Raw genomic sequence first — 14,687 nt, 5'->3', positions numbered from 1 at the left:
AATCGATTTAGCGAATCCATTTATATGGTGATAAGGAGTTTTAATCATGAAATTACAACTTGCTTTGGATCGGCTGGAAGTTGCCGAGGCTATTCAATTAACTAAGAAAGTAGAGGATTTTATTGATTGGGTAGAAGTGGGAACTTCTTTAATAAAAGAATTTGGTATGAGAAGTGTTAAAGAAATAAAGCAAGCTTTTCCAAATAAGGTGATTGTCGCTGATATGAAAACGATTGATAATGCCCGCTATGAATTTGAGATGGCCTTTCAAGCCGGGGCAGATGTCGTGACTGTCATGGGGGTTTCTCCGATTGTGACAATAAATGCATGCATGGAAGTTGCTGAACGTTCTAACAAATTAGTTATGCTTGATTTACTGAATACTTCAAAAGAACAATTGCAGGAATTATTGAAATATAAGGATGCTATTTTTTGTGTTCATGTGAGTAAGGATGAACAAGAGGAATTCAGGGCACAAAACTTGGGAAGCAGGAGCGGCGGACTTCTTATTGATTCTTCTCTTAAACAGGCAGTAGCGGGTGGAATTACGATTGACTCTTTGGAAAGCCTAAGAAAGACATTAAATCCATCCGTTGTGATTGTGGGCTCGGCTATAACAAAGGCAAATAATCCATCAGATGTTGCGGCGAAATTTAAACAAGTTGTTCACAAGGGGAATAGAGTATGTCAGTCATCCAAATGATTTTAAAAGAAGTCCAAATGGTAGTTAACCAAGTGCAAGAGGAGCAACTGCAAGCATTAGCGTCTGAATTGCAAAAAGCAAAGCGGATTTTTACTATTGGCGAAGGCCGTTCCGGTTTAATGGCGAAATCTTTCGCAATGAGATTGATGCATTTAGGGGCTACGGTGTATGTAGTAGGGGAAACTATTTCACCATCTATTGAACAAGGGGATCTTCTGGTAGCGGTTTCTGGCTCTGGAACTACGAAGAGTGTTGTTTGGACATCAGAAAAAACACAATCACTCGGTTGCTCCGTTATCGGAGTTACCACAAATCCGAAGTCATCACTGGCATTGGCCTCCACCCATCTTTTATATGTACCAGCAGCTACGAAGTATCGGCGCGAAAATGAGTTAAAAACCGTTCAGCCTCTTGGATCTCTCTTTGACCAAAGTGTTCATATTCTGTTTGATACGATCTGCTTGCAATATGGAAAGTTAAATGAAGTTAATCATACCCAAGCGTTTGGCAGACATAGTAATTTAGAATAATAAACAAGGGTGGGATGAGGCGAGCTTTGAAACTGGTCTACGGTAGTAAGATGAGGATTGGAAAGGCTAGTATATATTGCGATGAACCGGTACCATAAGTAAATGAGTTTTTTCTAAAATAGACGGTGAGGTATTCTCAACAATTGTATGAAAAAAAGGCTGCCTAAAACTAATTTAGATTTAGGCAGCCCTTGTTAACTAAAATTAAATATCCAGCGATGTTGCTGATTGCTTAAATACTTTGGTTATGACGACTATATAAACGGCACCTAGGATTATCCATGTCACTCCAAGTTTAATGGCGGTCATGTCCATTCCTTTAATGACATATACAATCACAAAGAATCCAATAAGCGGAAGAATCAGATGTCTGACATAATCTTTTAATTAATGATATAAATTTGGGAGAACTATATTTAAAAAGAATTTTCTTTACAAGAGCTTCGTATATAAAGAATTACCCTTGGGTAAAAAGTTTCGATATTCAATATCAAGTGATGAAGCTAATCAATATCAATATCAAGATCAACACGAGTTTGAATTGAAGCATTTACAGTTATTTTAAGAAATACCTGAATTGCTAAAACATTTAAAAGATGAAGGCTATGAGTTGGGGATTATTACGAATGGTCCAACTGAACATCAAATGCAGAAAATAAAATCCCTAGGAATAAGGAAATATATTTCGAGAGAGTTAATGTTTGTTTCAGATGAGGTTCGAGCGGCAAACCCAGGCCCGAAAATATTCCATCATGCTCCAATTAGAGTAGGATATTCCCTGAAAGAACTCCTTTATATTGGCGATTCGTGGACAAATGATAATATTGGATCTAATAACGGCAGGATGGTGGTCAATTTGGTGTAATCACCGAAAAAGAGATCCCGGCACGAACAACAGACCACTTTCAGAAGTAAGAAACTTATCCTTTGTTATGGATGTATCAAAAAGTAGGAAATATTCGATTAAAAACAAAATATTTCCTATTAAAAAAGAAAAAGCTAATTATATATATGGAACAAAAAAATCTATATTCTAATAAGTAAGAATTAGACAAATTTCCTTAAAAACCTTTAATTCCATTTATATTTCTTTAAAATAAGAATTTTTATCGGCAATAAAGAAAAGCATTTATCAGATTGAATTGAGTTTTATTTAGTATTGACACACCAAGATTATTGTATTTCTAATTCTTTTACAGTTTCACCTTCAATTAACACCGGTTGATAATAGGTTTCGTTTGGTAAATCCTTCTTTCCTTGTAATTTCTTAATGACCCAATCAGCAGCATCCCGTCCCATTTGTTCTTGTGGGTGTGTCAGTGTCGTTAGTTTGATATTAGCATTTTGGGCAATATAAGAATTATCCTGGCCAATAATTGATAATTTCTCTGGAACGGAAATATCAAGTTGTCTGCATACATTTACAACTTCCAAACCTACCTCATCGTTATAGCATACAATTGCAGTCAATACGTCTCTATTTTTGGTTAGAAACTTCTTCAAGTCAGTGTATAGATCCAGCTTTGTTTCTGTATTGTACGACAGCACAAGCTCTGGTTGAAATCGTAATTTGGCTTCTCCAAGAGCTTTTATATATCCCTTCATTCGAAACTTACCTTGTAAATCATCGACTTTTGATATAAGTCCAATTTGTGTGTGCCCTTTTATAATCAATTCTTTTGTAGAGAGATAGCTAGATTGTACATCATCAAGGCACAAAAAGGGAACATCCAATTCCTCATAATAAGCATTGATCATGATGAAGGGAACATCTTGTTCCTTGAACGAAAGGTAATATGCAATATTGGGATTGTATAGATTGCTTTTTGTTGGTTCAATGATTAAGCCATCTACTCCATACGACAGCATCATTTCCAAAGCCTTTTTTTCTTGTTCTACATCGTTATTTGTACTGGCTAACAACAACGAATAATTATCCTCATTCAATCTTCTTTCAATTCCGCGAATAATAGAAGGGAAAATGTAATCAGAAATGTAAGTAGTGATTACACCAATTGTTTTTTTCGTTGAATTCCCACCGAACTTTGATTGATATTTGTTACTAACATATGTGCCAGATCCTTTTTCACTTCTTAGGAATCCCCCATTCGCCAGTTCTAAAATGGCCTTTCGAACCGTGTGTCTGCTAACATTGTACTTTTCTTGCAGAACAGATTCAGTTGGAATTTGTTCGCCTATGCTATATTCCCCTGAAAGAATTTTACTTTTAATATCATCAATGATGATCTGATATTTTGTTTTCATTTAATTCACTTCTTTCATATTTATTCGCATGCTGATTGATTACCTTGGAATATTTGTATGGACATATTTTACTATAGTTTTAAAAAAAGAAAAATACGGTCTTTATTTTTGTAAAAACATCAAATAATTAAAAATATTCCCACCTCTAAAAAATTACAAATATCTTAAATTTTAAGTATTAATAAGAATAAAGTAGTATCATTTTGTATTATTTGTATGCACATTGAATATTTAACATTGACAAATGTACGTACATAAAATATACTGAAGTTGTTAATAAGCAAAAAGAAAACGCCTCCTTACGATTTTAAATAAGTACAGATGATATTGAAAACGTTATCAGAGAGGAGATTAACGTGAAAACGAATCGAGCAATCATTAGACAAGCGATTACCAAGGGAGAAACTTCACTTGGAATCGAATTCGGATCCACGCGTATCAAAGCGGTGTTGATTGATAATAGTTTTGAGACAATCGCATCAGGAAGTTATGAGTGGGAAAACCGTTTGGAAAATGGGTTTTGGACGTATAACTTAGTCGATATTATCACTGGTTTGCAAACAGCTTATAGTGAAATGAAGCAAGAAGTTGAAAGAATTTATGGGATTACCATTCGAACAATTGGTACTATTGGATTTTCTGCCATGATGCACGGTTATATGGCTTTTGATCAAACTGGTGAGCTACTTACTCCGTTTCGGACTTGGCGCAATGCAACAACCGGGGCTGCAGCGAAAAAATTAACGGATCTATTCCAATTTAATATCCCTGAACGGTGGAGTATTGCCCACCTTTATCAAGCCATATTAAATGAGGAAAAACATTTAACTCGGATTGATTTCATTACCACTTTAGCTGGGTACATTCACTGGTTACTAACAGGTAAGAAGGTGATTGGTATTGGTGATGCTTCGGGCATGTTCCCGATAGATGAATCGACGCTAAGTTACCATGAATCAATGATCAAACAGTTCGATGAACTAATCGCACAAAGAGGATACTCCTGGAGATTAAAGGATATTCTTCCGGAGGTCTGTATCTCTGGTCAACAAGCAGGTACATTAACAGAAGTCGGAGCAAAGATCCTGGATAAATCGCAAAATTTACAATCTGGCATTCCACTTTGTCCACCGGAAGGTGATGCTGGAACAGGGATGGTTGCTACAAATAGTGTGAGAAAACGTACTGGAAACATCTCAGTCGGTACTTCAGTTTTTGCAATGATGGTATTAGAAAAAGAACTTTCAAGAGTTTACCCGGAAATAGATTTGGTAACGACACCAAACGGCAGTCCGGTGGCAATGGTTCATGCGAATAACTGTTCAAGTGATCTCAATGCTTGGCTGGGACTGTTCCGTGAATTTTCTGAAGCGATAGGGCAAAAAATTGAAACCAATAAGTTATTCGAAGTGATGTTGAATAAAGCGTTGGAAGCCGACTCAGATTGTGGCGGTTTGCTAAGCTACGGTTACTTCTCGGGTGAAAATATTACAGGATTAACAAAGGGTCGACCATTATTTGTACGCACACCTGAGAGTAATTTCAATTTAGCAAACTTCATTCGGACTCATCTTTTCAGTGCTTTTGGTGCTCTGAAAATTGGAATGGATATTTTAACAAAGAATGAAAGCGTCGCTATTGATGGCATTCTAGCTCATGGCGGTTTATTTAAAACCCCTGTTGTTGGGCAAAAAATTGTAGCTGCTGCGATGAATGCTCCAGTTTCAGTTATGGCAACCGCCGGGGAAGGCGGTGCGTGGGGAATGGCAATTCTTGCTTCTTACATGATGAATAAAGATCAAAAAGAAAGCTTAGAAGATTTCCTCGACAAAAATGTCTTTAAAGAGGTTGATAGGCTGGAGATTTATCCAGATGAAATTGACGTTAAAGGTTATGAGGCATTTATCGAACGATACTTAAAAGGTTTAATGATTGAACAGGCTGCAGCAGAAGCTTTGAAAGTATGAGTGGAAAACTGGGGGAATTGATGTGTTAGAACAGCTGAAAGAAGAAGTATATGAAGCAAATTTGGACTTATCTAAGTATGGACTAGTGAAATACACATGGGGAAATGCAAGTGGTATTGATCGTGAAAGCGGTTTATTTGTCATCAAACCAAGCGGTGTTGATTATGAAAAATTGAAACCGAGTGACATGGTGGTTGTTGATTTAGATGGAAATGTTGTGGAAGGTGAGATGAACCCTTCATCAGATACAGCTACTCACACTGTGCTGTATAAACATTATCCGGAAATCGGCGGCATCGTGCACACTCATTCAACCTGGGCGACTGTTTGGGCTCAAGCCGGTCTGGATGTTCCAGCAATGGGAACGACTCATGCAGACACATTCTATGGCTCCATCCCATGTGCCCGCTTTTTGACACAAGAGGAGATTGCTCGCGGTTATGAAGAGGAAACCGGTAAAGTCATCATCGAAACCTTTGAAGAGCGTGGGCTGGATATTTTAGCAGTTCCCGGTGTCCTGCTGCGTGGTCATGCACCGTTTACTTGGGGCAAAGATGTAAAAACAGCGGTAATGAATAGTGTAGTGCTTGAGGAAGTTTCAAAAATGAATTTATTTGCCCGACAATTAAACAGTTTTTCTGAATTACTACCGCAAAGTATTTTAGACAAGCACTATCTAAGAAAACATGGGAAGCATGCCTATTACGGGCAAAAATAACTAATAAACTATTAATCTAAGAAAAGAGGATCCATTATGACAGCGACAGGTAAAAAAGAATTTTGGTTTGTTGTAGGTTCACAGCATCTTTATGGGGAAGAAGCGTTAGCTGAGGTCAAAGCTCATGCACAAACAATGACCGATGCCTTAAATAAAAGCGGTGTTTTACCATATATGATTGTATTGCAGGATTTAGCTGTCAGTGCAGATAAAATCACCAGTATTATGAAAGAAATCAACTATCGTGATGAGGTTGCCGGTGTGATCACTTGGATGCATACTTTCTCACCTGCAAAAATGTGGATTCGCGGTACAAAATTACTGCAGAAACCATTGCTTCACCTAGCAACACAATTTAATGAAAACATTCCTTGGGCAACGATTGATATGGACTTCATGAACCTAAACCAATCCGCTCATGGTGACCGTGAGTATGGTTTTATCAATGCCCGTTTAAAAAAACAAAATAAAGTAGTTGTCGGTTACTGGCAACGTCCTGATGTGCAAAAGCAAATTGCTGAATGGATGGACGTAGCGGTTGCTTATAACGAGTCTTTCAACATCAAAGTTGCCCGCTTTGGTGACAACATGCGAAACGTTGGTGTTACTGAAGGAGATAAAGTGGAAGCACAAATTCAATTTGGCTGGACAGTGGACTACTTTGGCATTGGAGACCTGGTTCAATACGTGAATGATGTCACGGACGAAGAAATTGATGCTTTATTCGCAGAATATGAAAACCTTTATGAATTTGATTATGGCACTTACAGCAGGGAAGATTGGGAAGCTAGTGTGAAAGTGCAAGCAAGTTATGAAATCGCCATTAAACGTTTTCTTGATGATGGTGGTTATAATGCCTTCACAACTAACTTTGAAGATTTATATGGTATGAAACAGCTTCCTGGCCTTGCGGTTCAACGTTTGATGGCACAAGGGTATGGCTTTGCTGGTGAAGGAGATTGGAAGACTGCGGCACTCGATCGTTTGCTTAAAGTCATGAGCCGTAACCAATCAACTGGTTTCATGGAAGACTACACCTATGAATTAGCTTTAGGTCAAGAATCCGCTCTTCAATCCCATATGCTTGAAGTCGACCCATCTCTAGCAAGCAATAAACCCAAAATTATCGTTTCTCCATTAGGAATTGGCAATCGTGAAGATCCCGCACGTTTAGTATTTGACGGTAAAGCAGGAGATGGTGTGGTTGTATCAATGGCTGACTTTGGAACTAATTACAAACTATTAATCAACGAAGTTTCTGCATTTGAACCAACAGTTTCAGCTCCAAAACTTCCGGTTGCCCGCGTGCTTTGGGAAATTAAGCCGAACTTCCAAGACGGAGTTAAAGCTTGGATTGAAAATGGCGGCGGTCACCATACAGTTGTTTCATTAAATTTAACAACAGACCAAATTGTAACATTTGCAAAACTTGTAGACTTAGAATATGTCATTATTAAGTAATGCCATTGCCGCCCTCCAGGGAGGTTTAGCTTCCTTGGAGGGGAAGTAGATTACATTATCTGTAAAAACAGCTTGTATATTCCGATAATTGGAGAATGAAAGAGGAATCATATGCGATATAATCAAATTATGATCTCCATACTCGTCAAAGTGACCGTAGTTTTATTAAAAAATGAAAGCGCATAAAATAAAGTAAATATGTATTTTATAGTAAAAATATCCAAATATAATTTTTAGTAGTGGGATTTTTAAATAATATAATTTTTAAGCCTTTAAGGAGGGAACATTAATGGTTGGTGAAAAGAAAATCTCGAGTGGTTTCATTTATTTTTTTGGGGCTTTTGCCGGCATTCTCTTCGGTTATGATATCGGCGTTATGACGGGTGCTCTGCCTTTTCTAGAAAATGATTGGAACCTTCAAAATCGTGCTGGCACCATTGGTTGGATTACCTCTTCGGTGATGTTTGGAGCTATTTTCGGAGGTGCCCTTGCCGGACAACTTTCTGATCGTTTAGGACGGCGCAAAATGATTTTAATATCTGCTTTAATTTTTGTTGTTGGATCCATTTTGTCAGGAATAGCCCCTCATAATGGGCAACTTTATTTGATTGTTGTTCGGGTTTTCTTGGGATTGGCAGTTGGTGCTGCTTCTGCGTTGGTCCCAGCCTATATGTCGGAAATGGCACCCGCACGTTTACGAGGACGTCTGTCGGGAATTAATCAAACAATGATTGTTTCTGGAATGTTGCTTTCGTACATTGTGGATTATTTATTGAAAGATTTACCAGAAACAACGGCGTGGCGGTTGATGCTTGGTTTGGCTGCCGTACCTGCATTGATCTTATATATTGGAATGTTAAGGTTGCCTGAATCACCACGTTTCTTAATAATGAACAATAAACTTGATGAAGCTCGTAAGGTGCTGAGCTATATTCGCTCTAAAAAAGAAGAAATTGATTCAGAAATAAGACAAATTCAAGAAACTGCCAGAGAGGAAATAAAGGCAAATCAAAAAGCATCTTATGGTACATTATTTAGTAATAAATACCGTTATTTAGTACTTGCAGGAGTGGGTGTTGCCGCATTTCAGCAATTCCAAGGCGCAAACGCAATTTTCTATTACATTCCTTTGATCGTGCAAAAAGCTACAGGACATGCAGCTAGTTCAGCGTTGATGTGGCCAATTATTCAAGGGGTTATTCTCGTAGTAGGTTCATTAGTGTTCCTGTTGATTGCTGATAAATTTAATCGCCGTACTTTATTAACAGTAGGCGGAACTATTATGGGACTATCCTTTATTTTACCGGCAATATTGAATTTATTAATTCCTCATGCAAGCCCAATGATGATCGTTGCTTTTTTAAGTGTCTATGTAGCACTTTATTCATTCACGTGGGCTCCTTTAACTTGGGTCATAGTTGGAGAAATTTTCCCGCTGGTAATTCGCGGTCGTTCGTCAGGATTGGCTTCATCATTTAACTGGATTGGTTCTTTCTTGGTTGGACTGCTATTTCCAATTATGACTGCTTCAATGTCTCAAGAAGCTGTTTTTGCAATCTTCGGTGTTATTTGTATACTAGGTGTTTTATTTATCCGGACATGCGTTCCTGAAACTCGCGGTCGTACTTTGGAGGAAATAGAAAAAATTGGAGAAAACAGACTATTAGAAGGAAAAAGTGCGTAAATAGACTTATGAGTTTTGTTGGTTTAAGCCCGAAAGTTTCCCGCAATTCATCGTTGCTATTTTGTTACTTAATTAAAAATGGTATAGGAGATAAAGACCGTGAAGTATTAACATCCCTTTGTAAATCAAAAGCAGAAGTAAATTTTGGAATTTTAGAGAGATTAAAAATGTTGCCGAAAGATGTAGTAGAATCATGTCTTGGTTAATTAATTCCGCTGGTTTTATTATCGGTGTGGGGGAGAGGCCTTTTTATATCACGCTACAAATATTACGCTAACAGTTAGTTTAGCACTTTAGGTAGCTGCTGGATTTATGGTTTTGTCGGTGTGATCTTCGTGGTAACAACACTTATTTTTAAAATTTGTTTATAAATTGAACCGTCGCACACTCTTTACTGTTGGCGGCATAGGTATAGCTCTTTTCTTCTTTGCACCGAACATTCCTGAGGCGTTGGGGCTTAATGATGGTGTACTCACCTGAGTAATGCTTTTTGCGCTTTGCTGCTTCATTCCCTGCTATGCGTTTTCTTGGGTAGCACTCTCTCGGATTATCGTTGGGGAAATCTTTACGCATTCTGTACGTGGAATAGTGCTGGGATTTCATTGTTTCAACAGGATAGGTTCACTAGCGGTTGGCATTGTTTTCTCGATTAATACTGCTAAGTTCTTTTCTGAAGTCATCTTCTTAGCTTTGGGTATTATTTGTATCCTAGGGTTACTCTTCATGAGTTTTGTAGTTTTAGAAACGAAAGGTTGCGGCTTAGAACAAATTTAACAGAAATCGTTTGCTCAAAAAATGAGAAAAGGCAATCGGAGTCATAATAAATGTAGATAAAGTGTACATTGAGTCAGGGTAATTCATCAGTGATGATACTTATGTATTCATCATATATAAATCATGAGCATGTTGAATCGCTCGCACAATTCCATTCTTGAGGCCGAAGTTGTTACTTCGGCCATTTTTCAATTTTTAGACTTTTATTTAGGAAGAGAAGGTCCAGTTTTTTTTGATTATAAAAGAATCTTGGCAAGGAGCTTTCGTTTTTTGAAGTTTCTTAATTGATGGTGTATTGAAAACCAAAACAATCGCTGAATTTATGGATGTGATTCAATAAGATGCATTAAATGCATAAATATAGGTTAATTTCGACTTAATATATATTATTCATATATCCTTAAAAAAATAGCGGGCACATAGGAATTGAGCATGGAATATTTATTAATCCCCTTGAACAGATTGGCCAGAGGATAAGTCGAAAAACGGGCAAAAAGGCAATTCGTATAATTTAGCAATAATAGGAGCTTTAGAAGATGTTTATACAATGAGTAAACATAATTTAAATGAGGTGACAAACTTACTCTAAAATAACGGGTCTTTATTAAAAAAGTCGTTAGAGTAAACGCACTAGAAAAATAATGATTCCTTGCTATTGGATTTTAATGACATCATGAAGAAATGAAGATAAAGAATCCTTAAAGAAAGAATGACTTTGTCATGGGGGCGATGATTTTTTATCAGCATAGAATCCTGCTATTACAAAATGAAGGCTTTAAATCCGAAAAGACCGAAAAAGATAAGAAAAAGGGGCTTCCTAAAAATCATCTAGGGCAGCCCTTATTAACCAAAATTAAATATCCAGCGATGTTGCTGATTGCTTAAATACTTTGGTTATGACGACTAAATAAACGGCACCTAGGATGATCCATGTCACTCCAAGTTTAATGGCGGTCATATCCATTCCTTTTATGACATATCCAATCACAAGGAATCCAATAAGTGGAAGAATCAGATGTCTGACATAATCTTTTGATTTTTGTCGAATGATATAATGATAAATAACGGAAACATGCAGGACAAGGAATCCAGTAAGTGCTCCGAAGTTAACAATATTGGTAAGAACACCAATTTTGCTTTGAAAGAATAAGCCAACTGCTAACGATACGACCGCCACGAGAATTGTGCTTATATACGGGGTTTTGAATGTTGGGTGAACCTTTGCAAGGACAGCCGGCAATTTGCGGTCACGAGCCATGGAATACAAAATTCTTGAAATCGCAGCTTGAGCGGCAAGCGCGTTTGCAATTCCCCAAGAGAAGGCTGTCGCAATAATCGTTAAATTCTTTAACCAAGTACCGCCGGCTTTTCCGGCAATTTCATAGAATGCTGTGTCCAGATTGGTTAAACGCATTCCTGCACCAAGATCGCTGGCAACCCAGGTCTGTAAAATAAATAATACACCCACAACGAGCAATGCAGTAATTGTTGCTTTTCCTACCATTTTGCTTCCGCCTTTTACTTCCTCTGACAAGGTGGAGATTCCATCAAACCCGAGAAAGGACAATACAGCTATCGAAACCGCCCCCATCACAAGCGATAGGTTGAACTCACCTGGATTATAAATTGGTTTTGTTGTTAAATGTCCATTTCCCATTCCGTTCGAGAGAGCAACGAGGCCGACAACAATAAAGATTCCTAGCACGATAAACTCCAAGATTAAGATCATTTTGTTAGCTTTTGCGGTAAATTCCACGCCAAAAACATTAATAACTGTGTTCACTGCGATAAACAAAATCAGCCAGACCCACATGGGGATAGACGGGATTAATGCAGTTAGCGCTGCTGCACTGACGAGATACAAAAGAGCAGGAACCAGGATATAATCAAGCAAAATTGCCCATCCGGCAAGAAAGCCGACTTTGTCATTGATTCCTCGTTGGGCATAAGCATAAACGGATCCGGCAATTGGGAATGCCTCGGACATCCTTGCATAACTCAATGCGGTGAAAATCATTCCAGCCATCCCAATCATGTAAGCTAACGCGACCATTCCCTTAGATGCATCGGTAATATAACCGTAGACACCAAAAGGAGCAATGGGAACCATAAAAATCATCCCATAAATCAATAAATCCCAAAATGTAAGGGCTCTTTTTAACTCCTGTTTGTAGCCAAAGTTTTCTAATGACATGCGGTTTCCCCCATTTTTATTTAGATTGTTATATCTAACTGGCGAACAATGGACATCGGTAATTCAAAGCGTGCGGTTTTCAAGGGATCGACTATCTGGGAAATCTGTAGGTTCCCGCCAATGCTTAACAAGAAAATCGCATCATGTTTGGTAATCCCTGCTTCGGCTTCTAAAAAATTCACCATATTTTTTGTTGCAACAGTAGTTGCATCATCAAGACTTTCTTCTGAAGCAATGGTATAGAGTGCATGTTCTGTTTTGACCATTGGCACCTTCCATTGCTTCCCTTTGATAACATGAACCGTAACGGTCACTTCCCCAGCAATTTCTACACCGCAAACGGATACTTCGCCATCTCCCATTGCTGCATGAAGATCACCCATTGCTAAAAGCGCTCCGGGGGCATTAACAGGTAAATAAAGCGTGGATCCCTCTGTAATAACCTTTGAATCCATATTTCCGCCGTGTTTATTAGGGGTTCCGCACGAAATAGCTTCCCCATTCGCAGGTGCCGTACCAATTACGCCAATCATCGGATTTAACGGTACTTCAATTTTGTTTAATAAAATTGCCTTTCCTTCCCGAATGGGAACCATTTGAATTACATTTTCGCTTAATTCCGTTCCAAGAACCCCAAGTCCTGGGCCGGTCATCATCACACCTTGGTCAGCTAATTGCATTTTTTCAATTTTTACCTTGAGGATATCTCCTGGCTCTGCTCCTTCTACAAAAACAGGTCCTGTCGCTGGATTGATGCGGTTCCAGTCTAATTCATTAAAAGGCGTATCAGATGAAGTAATCTGATCTTCAAAACAATCACAGGTTTCAAACACAACTGTTGAACCATCTGGTACAGAAAGAACTGGTTTGTTTTGATCTGACATTGCATAGATTAAATTTTTTTTCTCTACTCGGTACATCATAATCCTCCTCGTGTTTAGAAAATATCTAGGTATTCCTTTACTTCCCAATCGGTTACATGCGATCTGTAACGATCCCATTCTGCCTGCCGTAATGTAAGATGGTCATTCAAAAATGGAACTCCAAGCATTTCTTTAAAAAAAGTATCTTCTTTCAAATCGTGTAGAGCCTCCCCTAATGAGAATGGGAGCGGTTCAAAGTCAGATGTATAGGCATCTTGATTTTGCAGTGGGGGAGCCGGTTCAATCTTTCTGCGAATCCCATCTAATCCCGCTGCTAAAATAGCCGCCAGTGAGATATAGGGGTTCGTATCTGCCCCGGGCAGTCGATGTTCCAACCGGGTATTCACTCCCCGGCTTTTAGGAATGCGGATCATGGCACCGCGGTGTTCATATCCCCAAGTGTTTGTTGAGGGGGCAAAAGAATACGGTTTAAGCCGTTTGTAACTATTTACAGTTGGACTCACGAGTGCGCATAAGGTTCGGGCATGCAGCTGCTGTCCGCCGATAAACCAGCGGCACAAATCAGACAAGCCATCCAGTGTAGATGGATCCGAAAATAAATTTTGTGCATTTTCATCATGAAGGGATAAATTTATATGTGCACCGCTTCCGCTCATATCGTTGACGGGTTTGCTCATGAAAGTTGCTTTATAGTCTATATCATGAAGAATTTCTTTTATGCTGGTTCGATAGTAAAAAGCCATGTCGGCAATTTCTAAATTCCAAAATGGAGAATGGGTTACTTCGAATTGCCCAGAACCATACTCTGTATTGGCCACTTCAGGACCAGCTCCCATTTCAGCAAGTCCTTTTAGCAAGGACACAAAAATTTCTTCTACTTGAGATTGTTTCGTTTCAGAAAAACAGTGTAGACCCTTCCACGACGGTTCCAGCCCATTTTCGGTTTCTTTAAATGCGTAAAATTCGTACTCAAATGCTCCATAAACTAGATAGCCAGCTTTTTTATATTCCTCAAGAACCCGCTTTAACACATAGCGTGGAGCTGTTTCAACGGGTGTGCCGTCCCCGTTGTAAAGATCCCCAATCAGCCGTGCTATTCCCGGTTTATAGGGGAGTGGGCCAAATGTCGAGTAATCGGGCTGGATTTCCCAACTTGGAAATCCTCCGTGAAATCCAGAACCAACCTTTGTTTGTACACTTTGTGAGGTATCCATTGAGAAAAGGACTGATGGGAAGGAAATATTCCCACTTGTCCCTATCTCCAAGAATCTTTGCGCTGGAATATACCGGGCTCGAGCGATATTAGAGTTATCATTTAGCGACATTCGTACGGTATGGATTTGGTGATCGCGAACGATTTGTTGGATATGAATCTGCCAATCGGATTCCAGCAAAGTCTGCTCCCTCCTTTTATTTTTGAACCACTATATAGTAGTTTTGATTGAAATATACAGTAAATTTTAAATTTTTTCAACTATTTTTCTATTTAATGATTGACGATGGTATA

At 38.6% G+C, this 14,687-nt stretch carries 12 protein-coding genes; 8 read left to right on the top strand and 4 right to left on the bottom strand.

The window, feature by feature from the left end:
* Positions 1–46: 46 nt before the first annotated feature.
* The 3 genes from hxlA (at position 47) to ACQYAD_RS04380 (ending at position 2,098) form a co-directional block, all read left to right on the top strand.
* Entirely contained in the window at positions 47–703 is a 657-nt protein-coding gene (hxlA, locus tag ACQYAD_RS04390) for a 3-hexulose-6-phosphate synthase (protein WP_430235936.1), read from the top strand.
* Positions 685–1,233 (top strand): 6-phospho-3-hexuloisomerase, encoded by a 549-nt coding sequence (hxlB, locus tag ACQYAD_RS04385; RefSeq protein WP_430235934.1) that lies wholly within the window; start codon positions 685–687, stop codon positions 1,231–1,233. Before hxlA ends, hxlB begins: the two co-directional genes overlap by 19 nt.
* A 577-nt stretch (positions 1,234–1,810) precedes the next feature.
* Positions 1,811–2,098, top strand: coding sequence for an HAD-IA family hydrolase (locus tag ACQYAD_RS04380; protein ID WP_430235932.1), 288 nt, complete (start codon positions 1,811–1,813; stop codon positions 2,096–2,098).
* Positions 2,099–2,406: 308 nt separating this feature from the next.
* Here ACQYAD_RS04380 and ACQYAD_RS04375 read toward each other — a convergent pair whose 3' ends face one another.
* Positions 2,407–3,498 (bottom strand): substrate-binding domain-containing protein, encoded by a 1,092-nt coding sequence (locus tag ACQYAD_RS04375; RefSeq protein WP_430235930.1) that lies wholly within the window; start codon positions 3,496–3,498, stop codon positions 2,407–2,409.
* Positions 3,499–3,854: 356 nt separating this feature from the next.
* On the opposite strand from ACQYAD_RS04375, the gene ACQYAD_RS04370 reads away from it, so the two are divergent.
* The 5 genes from ACQYAD_RS04370 to ACQYAD_RS04350 all read left to right on the top strand — a co-directional run bounded on the left by ACQYAD_RS04370 (position 3,855) and on the right by ACQYAD_RS04350 (position 10,102).
* The gene (locus tag ACQYAD_RS04370; RefSeq protein WP_430235928.1) at positions 3,855–5,465 is read left to right on the top strand and encodes a xylulokinase; all 1,611 of its coding nucleotides are present in this window, start codon (positions 3,855–3,857) and stop codon (positions 5,463–5,465) included.
* 22 nt (positions 5,466–5,487) lie between these two features.
* Complete coding sequence (locus ACQYAD_RS04365) at positions 5,488–6,183, top strand: L-ribulose-5-phosphate 4-epimerase (RefSeq protein ID WP_430235926.1); 696 nt, start codon at positions 5,488–5,490, stop codon at positions 6,181–6,183.
* A 36-nt stretch (positions 6,184–6,219) separates the two neighbouring features.
* Positions 6,220–7,644, top strand: a complete 1,425-nt coding sequence (araA, locus tag ACQYAD_RS04360) for an L-arabinose isomerase (RefSeq protein ID WP_430235924.1) — start codon at positions 6,220–6,222, stop codon at positions 7,642–7,644.
* Between the two features lie 289 nt (positions 7,645–7,933).
* On the top strand, positions 7,934–9,328 hold the full coding sequence (locus tag ACQYAD_RS04355; RefSeq protein WP_430235922.1) for a sugar porter family MFS transporter: 1,395 nt from the start codon (positions 7,934–7,936) through the stop codon (positions 9,326–9,328).
* Between the two features lie 483 nt (positions 9,329–9,811).
* A complete protein-coding gene (locus ACQYAD_RS04350; RefSeq protein WP_430235920.1) occupies positions 9,812–10,102 on the top strand; it encodes an MFS transporter in 291 nt (96 codons plus the stop codon).
* Between the two features lie 853 nt (positions 10,103–10,955).
* Here ACQYAD_RS04350 and ACQYAD_RS04345 read toward each other — a convergent pair.
* Genes ACQYAD_RS04345 through ACQYAD_RS04335 form a run of 3 tightly spaced genes read right to left on the bottom strand, consistent with a single transcriptional unit; the run spans position 10,956 to position 14,574 of the window.
* Complete coding sequence (locus tag ACQYAD_RS04345) at positions 10,956–12,296, bottom strand: APC family permease (protein WP_430235918.1); 1,341 nt, start codon at positions 12,294–12,296, stop codon at positions 10,956–10,958.
* Positions 12,297–12,316: 20 nt separating this feature from the next.
* Positions 12,317–13,216, bottom strand: coding sequence for an acetamidase/formamidase family protein (locus ACQYAD_RS04340; RefSeq protein ID WP_430235916.1), 900 nt, complete (start codon positions 13,214–13,216; stop codon positions 12,317–12,319).
* A gap of 17 nt (positions 13,217–13,233) precedes the next feature.
* Complete coding sequence (locus ACQYAD_RS04335; protein ID WP_430235914.1) at positions 13,234–14,574, bottom strand: glutamine synthetase family protein; 1,341 nt, start codon at positions 14,572–14,574, stop codon at positions 13,234–13,236.
* Between the last annotated feature and the right edge of the window lie 113 nt (positions 14,575–14,687).

It is taken from the genome of Neobacillus sp. SM06 (assembly GCF_050496765.1).
GTDB lineage: Bacteria > Bacillota > Bacilli > Bacillales > Cytobacillaceae > JAEVLT01.
Note: the sequence above shows the minus strand (reverse complement) of the source record. Positions and strands in the feature narration are given on the sequence as shown.

Coding starts and splice junctions, on each gene's coding strand:
- hxlA (WP_430235936.1), top strand. CDS start 47: ATGAAATTACAACTTGCTTTGGATCGGCTGGAAGTTGCCGAGGCTATT.
- hxlB (WP_430235934.1), top strand. CDS start 685: ATGTCAGTCATCCAAATGATTTTAAAAGAAGTCCAAATGGTAGTTAAC.
- ACQYAD_RS04375 (WP_430235930.1), bottom strand. CDS start 3,498: ATGAAAACAAAATATCAGATCATCATTGATGATATTAAAAGTAAAATT.
- araA (WP_430235924.1), top strand. CDS start 6,220: ATGACAGCGACAGGTAAAAAAGAATTTTGGTTTGTTGTAGGTTCACAG.
- ACQYAD_RS04355 (WP_430235922.1), top strand. CDS start 7,934: ATGGTTGGTGAAAAGAAAATCTCGAGTGGTTTCATTTATTTTTTTGGG.
- ACQYAD_RS04350 (WP_430235920.1), top strand. CDS start 9,812: ATGCTTTTTGCGCTTTGCTGCTTCATTCCCTGCTATGCGTTTTCTTGG.
- ACQYAD_RS04345 (WP_430235918.1), bottom strand. CDS start 12,296: ATGTCATTAGAAAACTTTGGCTACAAACAGGAGTTAAAAAGAGCCCTT.
- ACQYAD_RS04340 (WP_430235916.1), bottom strand. CDS start 13,216: ATGTACCGAGTAGAGAAAAAAAATTTAATCTATGCAATGTCAGATCAA.